Origin of the sequence: Acinetobacter sp. WC-323, from assembly GCF_000314615.1 — a bacterium.
Classification (GTDB): domain Bacteria; phylum Pseudomonadota; class Gammaproteobacteria; order Pseudomonadales; family Moraxellaceae; genus Acinetobacter; species Acinetobacter courvalinii.
Window position 1 is genome coordinate 1 of the sequence record NZ_AMZS01000041.1, and the last position, 15,349, is coordinate 15,349.

The 15,349-nt window shown below is 36.2% G+C and carries 9 protein-coding genes and 5 pseudogenes; 10 read left to right on the forward strand and 4 right to left on the reverse strand.

What is annotated here, in order from left to right:
• A pseudogene (locus ACINWC323_RS0119030) lies at positions 1–830 on the forward strand (tyrosine-type recombinase/integrase); the annotation flags it as partial.
• 46 nt (positions 831–876) lie between these two features.
• Positions 877–1,079 (forward strand): annotated as a pseudogene (locus ACINWC323_RS20385) (antitoxin HicB).
• Between the two features lie 276 nt (positions 1,080–1,355).
• On the opposite strand, the gene ACINWC323_RS09705 reads toward ACINWC323_RS20385, so the two are convergent.
• The gene (locus ACINWC323_RS09705) at positions 1,356–1,607 is read right to left on the reverse strand and encodes a hypothetical protein (RefSeq protein WP_004658363.1); all 252 of its coding nucleotides are present in this window, start codon (positions 1,605–1,607) and stop codon (positions 1,356–1,358) included.
• 194 nt (positions 1,608–1,801) lie between these two features.
• Here ACINWC323_RS09705 and ACINWC323_RS09700 point away from each other — a divergent pair, with 194 nt between their 5' ends.
• Entirely contained in the window at positions 1,802–2,023 is a 222-nt protein-coding gene (locus ACINWC323_RS09700; protein ID WP_000627021.1) for a helix-turn-helix domain-containing protein, read from the forward strand.
• A gap of 544 nt (positions 2,024–2,567) precedes the next feature.
• Here ACINWC323_RS09700 and ACINWC323_RS09695 read toward each other — a convergent pair.
• Positions 2,568–3,500 carry an IS5-like element ISAba13 family transposase gene (locus ACINWC323_RS09695; RefSeq protein ID WP_001043693.1) on the reverse strand — a complete coding sequence of 311 codons (933 nt, stop codon included), beginning with the start codon at positions 3,498–3,500 and terminating at the stop codon, positions 2,568–2,570.
• Between the two features lie 136 nt (positions 3,501–3,636).
• Between ACINWC323_RS09695 and acuI the strand changes: the two genes are divergently transcribed.
• The 4 genes and pseudogenes from acuI (at position 3,637) to ACINWC323_RS0119035 (ending at position 9,739) form a co-directional block, all read left to right on the forward strand.
• Positions 3,637–4,614: an acrylyl-CoA reductase (NADPH) gene (gene acuI / locus ACINWC323_RS09690; protein WP_000276416.1), complete on the forward strand. Its 978-nt coding sequence runs from the start codon at positions 3,637–3,639 to the stop codon at positions 4,612–4,614.
• 93 nt (positions 4,615–4,707) lie between these two features.
• A pseudogene (locus ACINWC323_RS09685) lies at positions 4,708–5,931 on the forward strand (IS256 family transposase).
• Positions 5,932–5,974: 43 nt separating this feature from the next.
• Positions 5,975–8,641, forward strand: a complete 2,667-nt coding sequence (locus ACINWC323_RS09675) for an excinuclease ABC subunit UvrA (protein WP_005804864.1) — start codon at positions 5,975–5,977, stop codon at positions 8,639–8,641.
• Between the two features lie 165 nt (positions 8,642–8,806).
• Positions 8,807–9,739 (forward strand): annotated as a pseudogene (locus ACINWC323_RS0119035) (IS5 family transposase).
• Positions 9,740–9,869: 130 nt separating this feature from the next.
• Here the strand turns inward: ACINWC323_RS0119035 and ACINWC323_RS09670 are convergent.
• Positions 9,870–11,042: a replication initiation protein gene (locus ACINWC323_RS09670; protein WP_000064928.1), complete on the reverse strand. Its 1,173-nt coding sequence runs from the start codon at positions 11,040–11,042 to the stop codon at positions 9,870–9,872.
• A 913-nt stretch (positions 11,043–11,955) separates the two neighbouring features.
• Between ACINWC323_RS09670 and ACINWC323_RS09665 the strand changes: the two genes are divergently transcribed.
• The 3 genes from ACINWC323_RS09665 (at position 11,956) to ACINWC323_RS09655 (ending at position 14,653) form a co-directional block, all read left to right on the forward strand.
• Complete coding sequence (locus ACINWC323_RS09665) at positions 11,956–12,732, forward strand: ParA family protein (RefSeq protein ID WP_000104830.1); 777 nt, start codon at positions 11,956–11,958, stop codon at positions 12,730–12,732.
• A gap of 18 nt (positions 12,733–12,750) precedes the next feature.
• On the forward strand, positions 12,751–13,650 hold the full coding sequence (locus tag ACINWC323_RS09660; protein ID WP_000254418.1) for a ParB/RepB/Spo0J family partition protein: 900 nt from the start codon (positions 12,751–12,753) through the stop codon (positions 13,648–13,650).
• Positions 13,651–13,798: 148 nt separating this feature from the next.
• A complete protein-coding gene (locus ACINWC323_RS09655; protein ID WP_000964375.1) occupies positions 13,799–14,653 on the forward strand; it encodes an alkaline phosphatase in 855 nt (284 codons plus the stop codon).
• 505 nt (positions 14,654–15,158) lie between these two features.
• Here ACINWC323_RS09655 and ACINWC323_RS0119040 read toward each other — a convergent pair.
• Positions 15,159–15,349 (reverse strand): annotated as a pseudogene (locus ACINWC323_RS0119040) (type II toxin-antitoxin system HipA family toxin); the annotation flags it as partial.

Consider the following 15,349-nt stretch of genomic DNA (forward strand, 5'->3'; position numbering starts at 1 on the left):
GGTGTACTACAGTTAGCAGAAAGATGCTTACAGCAAGATATTTATCCAGACCTTCAGGATTTACCTTTTCAAAACATCAAGCGCTATGACCTGGTTTCAGTAATCAAAAAAATAGAGGGACGCCAAGTAAAAGAACCTGTCAAAAAAGCTTGTAGTTATTTGAACCAAATTTATGACTACGCTGTAGCGATGGGTTATTGTGAGTTCAACATCGCTCATGGTTTAAATAAAATCACCATTAACAGCAAAATCAAGAAAAATTATCCGTATTTGAAAGCGGAGGAAATATCTGATTTTAAGAATAAATTACAAAAATTGGATGCCCATCCCATTATTAAAAAAGCACTGATGTTCAAATTACATACTGGCGTGAGAGGGGCCGAATTGTTATTGGCTGAGCCTCATCATTTTGATTTAAATGAAAAAATCTGGAAAATACCTGCCTTGCATATTAAACAGTTTCGACGAAAAGTCATATTAGGCCATGAGATTCCGATTTTAGTTCCACTTTCAATCAGGCTTTAGAATTTTAAAGACGTCATGCATGGTCATACGGTGAAAATACTTTTTGCTAGCCCCGAAACAAATCAACCGATTCATTTTAATACTAAATATGGCATACGTAAGATGGGTATGGAAACATCAATATCTCTCATGGATACGTTCACTTTTAGTACCATTTTGAATGACTCAGGTTTGTTCCAGATAATGGATTGAGGCACAACTTTCACATATTGATAAGAACCGTACCCGTGCCAGCTATAATCACGCTGACTATTTAGCCACGGACTGAAATGATGCAGTGGTGGGGTGATTATTTAAGTACTTAAGTGAAAATCGTACTTTTATACATAACTTAAAACATATGGGGTTCAAATGGATAGTAAACAATATACTTCCGTGTTAATGGTCAGCGAAATAATGGTATGTTGGGTTGTGTGCTGAGTTTCCATCATTGTCTTGCTGATGCGGATCAGTCTAAAGCATTCTCAGGAATAGAGGAGCTCGTTGCTGATGTTGTCGCTGATATGATTAGCAATAATGAAAAAGTTCCTACACCACTCTCCGGAAAAATATAGTAGGCAATTTATTGTCCTTGTTCTCAGTGGTTCAACAAAAACTAGCCCTCGAAGCTGCAGAACGTAGTGTGGGCATGAATCGTTTAGTATCAGTAAAAAGAGCTATGTAATTTTAGTCTTTACTAAGGTCTAGTAGGAGTGAGTGATAAAGCAGGAACAAGAATTTATGCTTCATATACTCTGTAAATCGTATGAATTTGAATTAATAGGTATTTTAAAAGAAAGTTTTCTTTGATTTAGTGTTTTTATATAAAAAAAATAATTTTTAAAAATAACTTAGGCTAATTGATAAACACTATCTGGAAAGATTAAAAGAAAATATTTTTTAATTTCTGCTAATTCATTTAAGGCAGGTTCTCTTTCTAGCAGTTGAAATGTCCAAATAAGTACAGCCTGATGATTATCATAGCAAGTATTTACTCCAAGAAAATTAGCCATTCCATAACTTCTATTGATGTTCATTTCTTTAATTAATTGATTTCCTAAGTCACGAGCTTGCTGGCTGATCAATAACTCATTTGGTAACACGGCGGTCATCTCCACAAAATAATCTAATGCAGGTTCAATCCTTATATTTAAAAAGTTATAATTTAGTTGAAATGGATAAAATATACTTTCTATAAGTTGTAATAACCTGCTGTAGGTTAATTTTAGCAAAGTATTACTCAGTCAACAACTTTAAATAACCCACAGCAAGTTATTTTTTGTAAATTAATTTAAATATGATTACTTGTAAGTTATCTAGCCTCATGGGCGATAGAAAAATTTTAAAATTAAGTGAAGTGGTGCATGCGACAGGAATTAATCGTAATACGCTGACAAGTATGTATTATGACCGTGCTATACGTATCGAATTGCCAGTCGCTGATAAGTTATGTAAATACTTTAACTGTACGATGAATGATTTGTTTGAGTTTAAGGAAGAAGTTGAAGAAAAAGATTAACCAATACTTCTTTTGATAAGTTTTCTCTACAGGTCTAATACTGAACTTTATAAAATTTCATCGAAAACAGAGATTTACTTTATTATTTATATAAAAGAATCAATCGAATGATAGAGGTTTTTTTCTTATAACTTAATCAAGAAGAGGGCTAATGACCCACAATAGCGGTAACTATTGTGGGTTTGTTCCATGTAATGCAAATTGCAGTACAAGGAATTTAAAATGACTTCACTGCTGATCTTACGTTGCCTTGTACTTATTGCAAGATTTTTAGTCTTTTTACATGATTTTTCATTTCACCATTTAAATTTCTTCTTTTTATCATTTTGATAATTTTAAGTACCCGATCTTGACGTCATAGTGTTTGAGATCGAACGTTCGATAGATGTCCGCAATCCATCGAATAGCTGAATCTCATTTGAGGTTCGCAGAGAGTCCAATATATTTTAGCTCAAGGACTCTATGATTGCTTTGGGATTTCTAATTCTAAATGGCTTTGTTGCACAAAGATTTAAAAGTTAAGACTTCTCATATCTACTCAAATTTAAGTGACAACTCGGGTATGTGGTCTGCCTAAGTCCGTAAATTTATTTAATACTGCCATACGTGCATGAATCTCATTGACTTGGCTTTGAAAATTTCTCGCACTGAGTTTATCCCCCAATAATTTGATGCAATGCATCTTGGTTTCAACCAAACTTCGCCGATGATAGCCTGACCATTTCTTCCAAATAGTTCTTCCTAAACGTTTAACTGTTAGAAGCAACTCATTGCGTTCTAGCGAGCCCATCTTTTTATCTTTCCATGGCTTCGCATTTTTTCTTGGTGGAATCACTGCATGTGCTTGCTGATCCGCAATGACCTGTCGGCACTGTTTGGTATCATAAGCTCCATTGGTATAGACGGAGTCAACTCTCTCATCTTGTGGAATCTGATCGAGTAAATCACCAAGTACCTGTGAATCACTCACATTGTTGGTTGTGAGCTGAACAGCGCGTATTTGTAAGGTTTTAGCATCTATACCAATATGTAGTTTACGCCATTGGCGACGATATTCAGGCTGATGTTTTTTACGCTTCCATTCACCCTCACTTAAGAATTTCAGACCTGTAGATTCAACGATTAGATACAGTCCATCACAACTTTTTTGATAGCTAATCACAATATCAATATGCTGTTGTCGTCTACAAATTGTAGTGTAGTCTGGCGCTATCCAATTTAACCCACAAAGATGGATGAGACTTTGAACAAAGCCTGTGACCATGCGTAAAGACAATCGAAAGAGAGATTTAATCATTAGGCAGCATTGGATAGCTGCGTCGGAGTAAGTTTGATTTCGTCCTTGTTTGCCTTTTGATGGGGCATACCATTGCGTAGCAGGATCAAACCAAATGGCAATATTTCCACGATTAATGAGAGCCCGGTTATATGAAGACCAATTGGTTGTGCGATAAATTTTAGGTGTCGACTTATTCATTTGAAAATTATATTGTGGAATAAGCCTTTAGAGATAGGTTTGTGCAACAAAGCCATTAAAAAATAAATGCAGACGTCTGTATTTATTTTTTAATTAATTCTAGACAAACAGTCTAATTAAATAGAGAGGAAGTTCTATGTACAAAGGTATTGTAATTACTAAAGATGAAGCAGGTTACACATCAAAAATTACTGAGATTGCATCAAAGCCTTTACAAGAAGGAGAGGTTAGAGTCGAAGTCAAATATTCAACACTCAATTATAAAGATGCTTTAGCCATTACTGGGCGTTCACCAGTGGTGCGTAGTTTTCCTTTGACCCCAGGCATCGACTTTTCGGGTGTTGTGATTGAATCAAAACATCCAGCATGGAAAGAAAGAGATGAAGTTCTACTAAATGGTTGGGGAGTGGGTGAAAAGTATTTTGGAGGGCTAGCCGAGCAAGTCACTGTTTCTGGTGATTGGCTCATACAAAAACCTTCTGCTTTTTCTTTTAAAGATACGATGGTTATTGGTACAGCAGGTTATACCGCAATGTTGTGTGTCATGGCTTTACAAAAACATGGTATTAAACCAAGTGATGGAAAAATTTTAGTGACAGGTGCAAATGGTGGAGTAGGTAGTATTTCCATTATTATTTTGAATCATCTTGGTTATGAGATTACAGCTTCAACTGGTCGACCTCAAGAGTCAGAATATTTAACCTATCTAGGTGCGAGTGAAATTATTGATCGTATTGAATTATCTTCCTCAGGAAAGCCATTAAACAAAGAAGTTTGGGCTGGCGTGATTGATACTGTTGGAAGCCATACTTTAGCCAATGCATGTGCTAGTACAAAATATCGTGGTGCAGTTGCTGCGTGTGGTTTGGCAGGCGGAATGGATTTTCCAGCAACAGTTGCTCCATTTATTCTAAGAGGGATCACCTTATATGGAATTGATAGCGTGATGGCACCAATCGAATTAAGAAAAGAAGCATGGGAACGTTTGGCTACAGAATTAGATCAAACAAAATTAGAAACAGTAACGACTGAAATTCAGTTAACAGATGCTTTAAATATTTCCAATGAAATTTTAGATGGAAAAATTCGAGGTAGAGTTGTTGTACAGATATAGTTCAACAAAATGAGTTGTGGGACTGTTCTAAATTTTGTGTAAGTACTTAATTTTCATTTATCCTACTGAGGATAATAAAAAGAGGTACTTCACATGGATGAAGCTACAATCAAAAGTATGGCAGCTGAATTAGCTAAAGGTTTAAAAACTCCTGAAGATTTAAACCAAATGACAGCCATATTCAAAAAGTTCATGATCGAAACCGCTCTGAATACTGAGCTTTCTGAACATTTAGGCTATGAAAAGCATCAACCTAAGAATGGATCTAATGCACGTAATGGTTTTAGCTCCAAAACAGTTCTAACACAAGGTGGGCAGCTTGCTTTAGATATCCCTCGTGATCGTGACGGCTCTTTTGAACCACAGATTATTAAGAAGCATCAAACACGCATTACTAGCATGGATGATCAAATTCTTTCGCTATATGCGAAAGGAATGACAAATAGAGAAATTGTTGCTTTTTTTAAAGAAATGTACGATGTCGATGTATCTGCCTCCCTTATTAGTAAGGTGACGGATGCTGTCATTAAACAAGTGACAGAATGGCAAAATAGAACACTCGATAGTCTTTATCCTGTTGTCTATTTAGATTGCATTGTTGTTAAGGTTCGTCAGCATTCAACAGTAATCAATAAATCAGTTTATTTAGCATTAGGCATTAACCTAGATGGCCAAAAAGAACTTCTTGGCATGTGGTTTGCTCAAACAGAAGGTTCCAAATTCTGGCTGTCAGTCATGACAGAGCTTAAAAATCGAGGAGTGCAAGATATTCTTGTAGCCTGCCTTGCGAAGCAGCGCTTCTCAGGACTAAAAGGCTTTCCTGATGCGCTAGCCTCTGTCTACCCTCATACTGATATCCAGCTGTGTATCGTGCATGTTGTACGCAATAGCCTGAGATTTGTGAGCTGGAAGGACTACAAAGCTGTAACAGCAGGATTGAAGGCGATCTATCAGGCAAGTACAGAGGAAAATGCTTTAAAGTCCCTAGATATCTTCTGCGATCAATGAAATCACCAGTATCCAAAAATTGGAGAATCTTGGCGGGCAAATTGGGAAAATATCCGAACGATCCTTAGCTATCCTGCTGAAATACGTCATGCGATTTATACAACAAATGCAATTGAATCATTGAATAGCGTGATCCGCCATTCAACTAAAAAGAGAAAGATCTTCTGTTCTGATGATTCAGTGAAAAAGGTCATTTATTTAGCAACTTCAAATGCTGCTAAAAAATGGACCATGCCAATTCAAAATTGGCGTTTAGCAATGAATTGGTTTACGATTCAGTTCGATGATCGATTAAAAGATCATTTATAAAAAAATGGGACTTACACAAAATAATTTACAGGCTCGTAGAAACATGAAAATACATTCTTTTGGTGAACACAATAACATTACTTTATCTAATAATTGTATTGAAGTTCGAGGTGCACGTGAGCATAACCTTAAGGATGTAGATGTTTCTATCCCAAGAAATGCACTTGTTGTTTTCTCAGGTGTATCGGGTTCAGGAAAATCATCACTTGCTTTTGGAACTATTTTTGCTGAAGCACAAAGAAGATATTTCGAATCTGTTGCACCTTATGCAAGACGCTTAATAGATCAGGTCGGAGTACCAGATGTTGATGCTATTGATGGTCTACCACCAGCAGTAGCATTGCAACAACAACGTGGTGCAAGTAATACCCGTTCTTCTGTTGGAAGTGTAACAACTTTATCAAGTCTCGTGCGAATGATTTATTCGCGTGCTGGTGCATATCCTGCCGATCAGCCAATGTTATATGCCGAGGACTTTTCACCGAACACTCCTCAAGGCGCTTGTCCTACCTGTCATGGTTTAGGTCACATTTATGAAGTTACAGAATCGATAATGGTTCCTGACCCAACACTGAGTATTCGTGAGAAAGCTATCGCATCATGGCCACCTGCTTGGCACGGGCAAAACTTACGCGATATCCTAGTAACCCTAGGGTATGATGTTGATCGACCATGGAAAGATTTACCGCAATCGGATAGAGACTGGATTTTATTTACTGAAGAAACCCCAACAGTTCCTGTCTATGCTGGTTTAAGCCCCGCTGAGACTCAATCTGCACTTAAACGTAAACTAGAACCCAGCTATATGGGCACTTTCACTGGTGCTCGTCGCTATGTCCTTCATACTTTTGCTAATACCCAAAGTACGTCGATGAAAAAACGTGTTTCACGTTTTATGGAAGGAAAAATATGCCCTTCCTGTCATGGTAAACGCCTTAAACCAGAAGCCTTATCTATTACCTTTGCTGGAATAGATATTGGTGAGTTTATGCAACTTTCTTTGGATAAGTTAACTTGCCTGCTTGAGCCCATTGTTCTTGGCAATTTCGAAGCTCATGATGCTGGAGAAAAGACTAATAATAAAGTAACCCAACTTGATAGATCTGAACGAGCAACAACAGGTAGAGCAGTGCATTCTGTATCTCCAGATGTAAGACGTACGTCAGCACTTTCAGATGAAAAGAAAATTGCTGCCCAGCGTTTAGCAAATGGTGTGGTGGGGCGTTTAAATCAATTACGCCAGTTAGGTCTTGGTTATCTAACATTAGATAGAGCCACACCGACTCTTTCAGCGGGAGAGTTACAACGTTTGCGTTTAGCAACACAATTAAGTTCTATGCTATTTGGTGTAGTTTATGTACTGGATGAACCGTCTGCTGGATTACATCCTTCAGATAGTCAGTCATTATATGATTCTCTCGATAAATTAAGAGACGCTGGAAACTCCGTATTTGTTGTAGAGCATGATTTAGAGCTCATGCGTCGTGCTCAATGGTTAGTGGATGTTGGACCAGATGCAGGAGAGCAAGGTGGTAATATTTTATATAGTGGAGTACCTCAGGGTTTAAGTGAGATTTCAGCTTCACGTACTGCAAGTTATTTATTTAATAAAATCCCAGTTACTCAAAGTTATGGACGTACACCCTCTGGTTGGCTTGAACTTAACAATATTTACCGACATAACCTGCATAATATTGATGCTCGTATACCTCTTGGTGTACTTACAGCAGTTACAGGTATTTCAGGTTCGGGTAAATCTAGTCTCGTTTCTCAAGCTTTACCCGAGTTAGTACTTTCATATTTAGGCAATGAATCTGAAACTAAAAACAATAATGAAAATAATCCTTTAAATGAAGGAATGTTGGTTACCGAGGTTACACAGGGTTCTCTGGCTGGTGATGTGGAGGCTATACAGCGTCTGGTACAGGTTGATCAAAAACCAATTGGTCGTACTCCACGTTCTAATCTGGCAACTTATACGGGTTTATTTGATCATGTTAGAAAGTTATTTGCTGGGACTCCTGAAGCTCACCAAGCTCATTATGATGCTGGACGTTTTTCGTTTAATGTGGCTAAAGGGCGATGTGAAACTTGTGAAGGTGAAGGCTTTGTCAGTGTAGAATTATTGTTTATGCCAAGTGTATATGCCCCTTGTCCGACATGTCATGGTGCTCGATATAATGATGACACTCTGAAAATTCGCTGGAATGGACGTAATATTGCTGAAATATTAGGAATGACCGTCAATGAAGCACGTGATTTTTTTGATGGAGAGGTCTCGATTGCTCGTTCACTACAATTATTAAAGGAAATTGGCCTTGGTTATTTACGTTTAGGGCAACCAGCGACTGAACTATCTGGTGGAGAAGCGCAACGTATTAAATTGGCGACCGAGCTGCAACGCAATCAGCGTGGAAATACACTGTATATACTTGATGAGCCAACTACAGGTTTGCATCCATCAGATGTAGATCGATTGTTAGTTCAATTGCAGCGATTAGTCGATGCGGGTAATACCGTGGTTATGATTGAGCATGATATGCGTGCCGTTGCACAAGCAGATTGGGTGATTGATGTGGGACCAGGTGCTGGAAATGCTGGTGGGAATATTGTTGTGGCAGGAACACCAAAACAAATAACAGAAAATCAAGATAGCCGTACTGCTCCATATTTAGTTAATGAGTTAGTGAGTCGTGATACTAAACGTTGATATTGCGAGTGGGTAGAATAAAACATTAAATTAAAAGCCTGTAAAATCAATCAGATATTTTTTGTTTTAGGTGGTGTGTGAGCATGAAATCTAAAAGTTTTTTCAACTAAGGGCTTTGTTGCACAAACCTATCTGTAACGGCTTTTTCAGCGATATAATTTTTAAATGAAGAAGCCTACACACAAAATCTACCGCACAACCAATTGGCCCGCATATAACCGAGCACTCATGAGTCGCGGAAATATTGCCATTTGGTTTGATCCTGCTACGCAATGGTATGCTCCATCAAAAGGCAAACAAGGGCGAAATCAAACCTACTCCGACGCAGCTATCCAATGCTGGTTAATGATTAAATCCTTATTCCGTCTATCTTTACATATGGTCACTGGCTTTGTCCAAAGTCTGATTAAAATTTGTGTATTAAATTGGACAGCACCAGATTACACCACGCTTTGTAGAAGACAAAAGCATATTGATATTGCAATTAGCTACCAAAAAAGTAGAGATGGTCTGCATCTACTCGTGGACTCTACTGGCTTGAAATTTCTAGGTGGAGGTGAATGGAAATGCAAGAAACATGGATCTGAATATCGTCGCCAATCGCGTAAGCTCCATATTGCTATAGAAGCTGAAACCCTTCAAATACGTACAGTACAACTCACGACAAATAATGTCAGCGATTCACAAGTGCTCGAAGATTTACTTTCTCAAGTTCCCTTGGATGAACGAATTGATTCAGTTTATACAGATGGTGCTTATGACACAAAGCACTGCCGACAAGTCATTTTAAATCGTGATGCACATGCGGTCATTCCACCCAGGAAGAATACAAAGCCTCGGAAAGATTAGCAAGTCAGGTCTATAGAGCGAAATGAGTTATTGAAAACAGTCAAACTGCTAGGAAGGTCACTTTGGAAAAAGTGGTCTGGTTATCACCGTCGAAGTTTGGTGGAAACCAAGATGCATTGCATCAAATTATTAGGCGATAAATTAACAGCAAGGAGTTTTCCTAGTCAGGTGAATGAGATTCATGCACGCGTAGCCCTTTTGAACAAATTCACAGAATTGGGGCGCCCTCACACCCAAGTTGTCACTTGAATTTGGCTCAATTAGGATCGCTTCTATCTTTCAAACCTTTATGCAACAAAGCCCTATAAAAATATGACATAAACTGATATTAAGCTTATTTTACATCTTATAGTAAAAAGTGTAGCAACTTGCTACACAGTCATATAACGTCTTTTCCAAAGATTTCATTCAATCGTTTTCTATTTTCTTTTACAAAATTTGGATTATTTTTTAATTTATATTTCATTTCTTTCTTAAATTCACTCATTGAACTGCCAGCTACAGCAAAATCCATTTGGAACATAATATCATTAACTATCACATTTGCTTGAGATTCAGTTAAGCACCCTTCTGTCTTAAACCACTTACTAAACTGTTTATAATTTGGGTCGTTTGCATAGATGTACCAAGACCTTACAGTCATATCGAACTTCGCACCTAATTCTTTAACAAGCGCGTTATCATCAAAATTGACATCTAAATAGATTTGAGTCTTATCATTAGTATTAGATACAACAACTTCAGTGGCATGCCTATTAAGAATTTTAAATCGAACTCCGACAATAGGTCGACCTTTCTTGATGGTATCGTACTCTAATTGAAGACTAGTCCTTTCATTAATTTCTTCAATAATCTTGTCTAAAACGTATCGTCTAAAATCAACCCAACGATCGTATTTTTTCTCCCCAATATCAATTAATGCTTTGATATTCTCAAGTGAAAGTTCAACCTCATAAGAATCTTGATTAGCATACTTAAATTCATTTTTGATAAAGTATGAATACAAACTCATACTGGTTACAGAGTCCAAAGCAAATAAATCTTTCAATTGATAGGTCGTAAAATTTCCATTTGCTAAACGAGTAAAATACGGAAGTACTTCACTGGTGAAACGTATCTGCAAAGCATTTTTAGCATCATCTTCCCAACGGAGTTCACGAATAATTGGTACTACTGAGTGTACTTTTTTAACTTTACGCTTATTATCATCCACGGGCTCTTCAATTACAAAATGAGCTACTCGTGATGATAATTCTTTATAAATACGATCAATAGCAACATTAATGGAATTCTTTTTATCTAATCCTAATAATTCGCCTAAATCATCTTTATGCAAATAAATATAAGTTTGCTCTGTAATTTCACGATCTTGATTATTCTTCTCACCATAATTCGCAACAGCCATTGCATAAAGAAGAGCTTTATACTCATTAGATGATAATTCAATTGGTCTAATCAGACGGTTACTAGTGCTGACTACTCCATTATGTCGAATGTTACCAATACAATAAGGTAGATGTTCTAATTCTTCTGGTTCGTTGTGATTGCTCATAAGTGGAAAGATTAAAATATTTTCTACATGTTATACACAAAAGTGGAAGAAGATGCAAACCGCTCACTATTTTCTCATACTTACATTAAATTAACTCAGTTTATGCCCATCAAACACCTTAAGAGTGGAAGAAGTGTCACTATTAAAGTGCAATTTTGGTACTATTCAGCCTTATGGTGGAATAAATATAAAAATAAACACTTTTAAGTGACAGTTCTTCCACCTTTGATAATTCATCTGTGTCGCTCAAGCAATCAATTTGAAAGTAGGAATAGCCTACAGCACCACTAAAGTGGAATTACTCAACACATATTCCACCATTAAAGTGACAAGCCTTCCACCATTCCGGTATTCTTGACTATCAAACATCATGTTATCAATTAAATTTTATACAAATATTTTATCCACAGAATAAAAAACATCTAATGACAAGTCTTCCACCTTTATTTCAATAAAAACAAACTTATCAACATCACAAGCAGTTGAATCGTATTGTTTTAAATTAAAAAATACACATTAAAATAAATCACAATGACAAGTCTTCCACCATAGTGACAAACCTTCCACTTATCAGTGACAAACCTTCCACTTATTAGTGACAAACCTTCCACTTATCGGTGACAGGCCTTCCACTTATCAATGACAGGCCTTCCACTTATTAGTGACAAACCTTCCACTTTAAAAAATCTATCTAATTGTTTTTTAAAAAATAAAACTTGTCTAATTATAATTAACTAATTAATACTAATTAATACTAATTAAAATTAGCTAGCTATATTTTTTAAAAAAGTTAAGAAATGTTTTTCCCACATCTTTTGAATTCAAAAGATAAAAATATGACAAAGGAACTGTAGCAAGTTGCTACAAATATCTTTATATTAAATGAAATCAAAGTAAATTCCTTAAGACAAATATGTCAACTAAAATCATTGCTGTAGCTAATCATAAAGGTGGTTGCGGGAAAACAACTACTGTAGTACATCTTGCTTCAGAACTTGCTGAATTAGGAAATAAGGTCTTAGTAATTGATCTGGATCCACAAGCAAATGCAAGTTTACATATAGGATTAAGACACCCTAGCGAAGTTGAAACTACATCAGCTGAATTACTTATTGGTGATATAAGTCTATTATCGGAAGCATTAGAAGAAGAAACAAAATTTAAAAATGTTTCTTTAATATATGGCTCATTAACTCTTGGTAAAACTGAAGATCAATTGAAAGATGATGCACCAAGACCATCCGAGGAACTTTCAAATAAATTGGAAATTCTAGAAGGATTATATGACTACATTCTTATTGATTGCCCTCCTAGCTTAAAATTACTAACCAGCAATGCTTTAGCCGCTTCGACACATGTTATTGTTCCAATTGAATCTGGTTCACAATACGGTCTCTATGGTGTTACTGATTTAATTAATCATTTAAGTAAAATTAGAAGAGTTAACCCTGAATTAGAACTCTTAGGTGCTTTATTAATTAAACATGATGAGCGTCAGAATGTATGTAAATTAATAAAAGATGAAGCATTTAATCAAGTTGGAGAATTATTGCATACCACAATTCCAATGAGCACTAAGGTTAATCAAGCTGCAATTTTGCAACAACCTTTATTATCTGTTGATAAAAACTCAAAAGTTCGAAAAGCTTTTGAAACTTTAGCACAAGAAATTGTTCAGCGTGTCGGATAATATAATTCTGGAAATACTATGGTAAGTAATAAAGAGCTATTGGCTAAACGTCTTCAGCAAAATACTCAAAAGCATCAACATGCCCAAAAGGAGCATATTAACGATGTCAAAGAGCTAAGACGTAATGTACAAATTACAGATATTCAGGCTAGCCCTAACCAGCCTCGAAAACTCTTTAATCAACAAGATATTGAAGATTTAGCAGCATCAATTGAAGAAATTGGGCTATTACAACCAATTGCAGTTCGTAGAATAAATGATAAATATGAGTTGATTGCTGGTGAAAGACGATTGAAAGCCCACCAATTTCTCAATAAGAACACTATTGAAGTAATCATTATTGATGCATCGGATGAAGAAGTTGCTTTATTAACATTAGCTGAAAATTTAAAGCGAGAAGATCTGACAGATTATGAAATATATGTTGGATTAACTTCTTTGGATGAAAAATTAAAAAAAAATAAGCAGAAGTTAGCAAAGTCATTAGGTATGAATCGTGAAGATATGTATAAATATTTATCTTTTGAAAAATTACCTGGAGAGTTGATTGAAGATTTGGAGAAACAGCCGTCATTATTAGCACGGACCGCTGCTACAGCAGTGAAAAAGTTTCTATCAGATCATGATGAAAACCATGAAAATGCTAAAGAAGCATTATTCGAAGCATGGTCAAAATTGCTTAAAAAAGAAGTTGAACAGACAAAACTGGCATCACTAGCTGAAAAAATCTTTAAGTCAAGAGAAACGAAAGAAGTAATTCAAACTTCAATTGTACATAAAATTGAATATGATGGGAAAGTTGCTGGTAATATCAAATTTGACCATAATACATTAAAGGTATCTTTAAAAATGGGCCAATTTGATGATCAAAATTTACAAGAATTAAAAGCTTTCCTAAAACGAATGTTAGAAAAATAAAGTAAAAAAATAGTGTAGCAAGTTGCTACACTATTTTTTGCAATTAGGAAAATTTATATAAGTAGTCATAATAATATTTTCATAAATTTGTCATGTAAATTGAATATTTAAAGCGTATTTTTCGACCATCCTAAGATGAGTTGATGCAATGCTTTGGCATAAGAAAAAATTTAATAAAAAATTAATAAGTTTGGCATGGTGTAGTTTGGGCACAGTTATTTTGACGTGCTGTCAAAGTCCTGCTTTAGTTCAATCAACTTCTACTTCAGTACAACCATCAAAACAGCCTCAACGTGTGGTTTTTTTCTTGGAAGATGCAATGGGTATCACGACACTAACAGCTGCACGAATTTACGCTGTTGGTGAAGATGGCCAACTGCCAATAGATCAACTGCCAGAGTCAGCATTTGTTCGTACTTTCTCAGAAGGTGCACAGGTTACAGATAGCGCACCATCGCTGGGTGCCTATATGACAGGTGTAAAAATGAAAAATGAAGTGATATCCATGCAGACTGGAACAATTGCAGTAGAACCAAATCAGGCCGGAAATCATCAATGTGGAACCAATCCTCAGAACCAAAATAAGCAAGACACCCAAACTTTACTCGAATTGGCCAAAGCACGAGGTTGGGGTACAGGGGTAGTCACAACAACTCGCATTACGCATGCTACACCAGCATCGACTTATGCTCATATTTGTCATCGTGATGCTGAAAATGACATAGCATCCCAATTAGTACCAAGTTCGCAAGGTGATATCTATCAGCGTTATAACGTCAAATTAAAAGATGGGGTTGATGTGATTCTAGGCGGGGGTAAGCGTCAATTTCTGCCGAAAGATCAAGGGGGAGAACGGATAGACCAACGGAATTTGATCGCAGAAATGCAACAAGCAGGCTATCGAATGATCTATGATCAAACTCAACTCTCCCAGATGAAGTTAGGAAAGATAACACTAAATATAAAAAAATGGAAAAATAATTTACTAAGTTATTGTTTTTAATCTGATGTTTGTTTTATATGGGAATGATAATAACTTCTGATTACTAGTTTTTACCTTAAATATAACGATTGAAAGATTCATTTAAAGGCTATGAATACATGAGTTTTACAGTTTGGCTAGGTCAGCATGAGTACTTTTCGCAAGATTTAAGATCGACCATGAACGTGATTTAAGTTATAGGGGATTGATGAAATAGTTTTTATGAATTTCTGGCTTTCTGGGCTGATTTTATCAAATTCATGTCTATACAAAATTGCGACATATTTCTCGTGCTTGTAGTTATCCAGAGTTTGGTCTGCATCTATCCATAGTGCAGACCTTTTTTTGGTGATAGTTTTTTCTTAGCGATTTTCGATCTGGATGTAGTGATTTCACGTTTGCAGAACGTATCTTGGCGGTGATCCATCTAATATTCGTGATTATAAAGCGAGCTAATTCACAGGTTCTACAGATTATGTAGCGACTAACTATAAGTTGATGGTTGGCGCTTAGTTTATATTTACGCTTAGGTTTCAGTTAAAAAATCAATATTTTGTTGAATTCGTGATTGAATCATCTCTAGGGTAGATTCTCGAATTTGATGAGGATACAGGCGTTGCGCAATTTGACTAAATTGAAGTGCAATTTCACGCATGGCCAAGATGATCTCATCGACTTCTAGAGTAGTCAGATTCGCTTCTGAAGTACCGAGTTTAT

Bases quoted from the DNA above. Each gene is read 5' to 3' on its own strand.
- ACINWC323_RS09700 (WP_000627021.1), top strand. From the start codon at position 1,802: ATGATTACTTGTAAGTTATCTAGCCTCATGGGCGATAGAAAAATTTTA.
- ACINWC323_RS09695 (WP_001043693.1), bottom strand. From the start codon at position 3,500: ATGAATAAGTCGACACCTAAAATTTATCGCACAACCAATTGGTCTTCA.
- acuI (WP_000276416.1), top strand. From the start codon at position 3,637: ATGTACAAAGGTATTGTAATTACTAAAGATGAAGCAGGTTACACATCA.
- ACINWC323_RS09675 (WP_005804864.1), top strand. From the start codon at position 5,975: ATGAAAATACATTCTTTTGGTGAACACAATAACATTACTTTATCTAAT.
- ACINWC323_RS09670 (WP_000064928.1), bottom strand. From the start codon at position 11,042: ATGAGCAATCACAACGAACCAGAAGAATTAGAACATCTACCTTATTGT.
- ACINWC323_RS09665 (WP_000104830.1), top strand. From the start codon at position 11,956: ATGTCAACTAAAATCATTGCTGTAGCTAATCATAAAGGTGGTTGCGGG.
- ACINWC323_RS09660 (WP_000254418.1), top strand. From the start codon at position 12,751: ATGGTAAGTAATAAAGAGCTATTGGCTAAACGTCTTCAGCAAAATACT.
- ACINWC323_RS09655 (WP_000964375.1), top strand. From the start codon at position 13,799: ATGCTTTGGCATAAGAAAAAATTTAATAAAAAATTAATAAGTTTGGCA.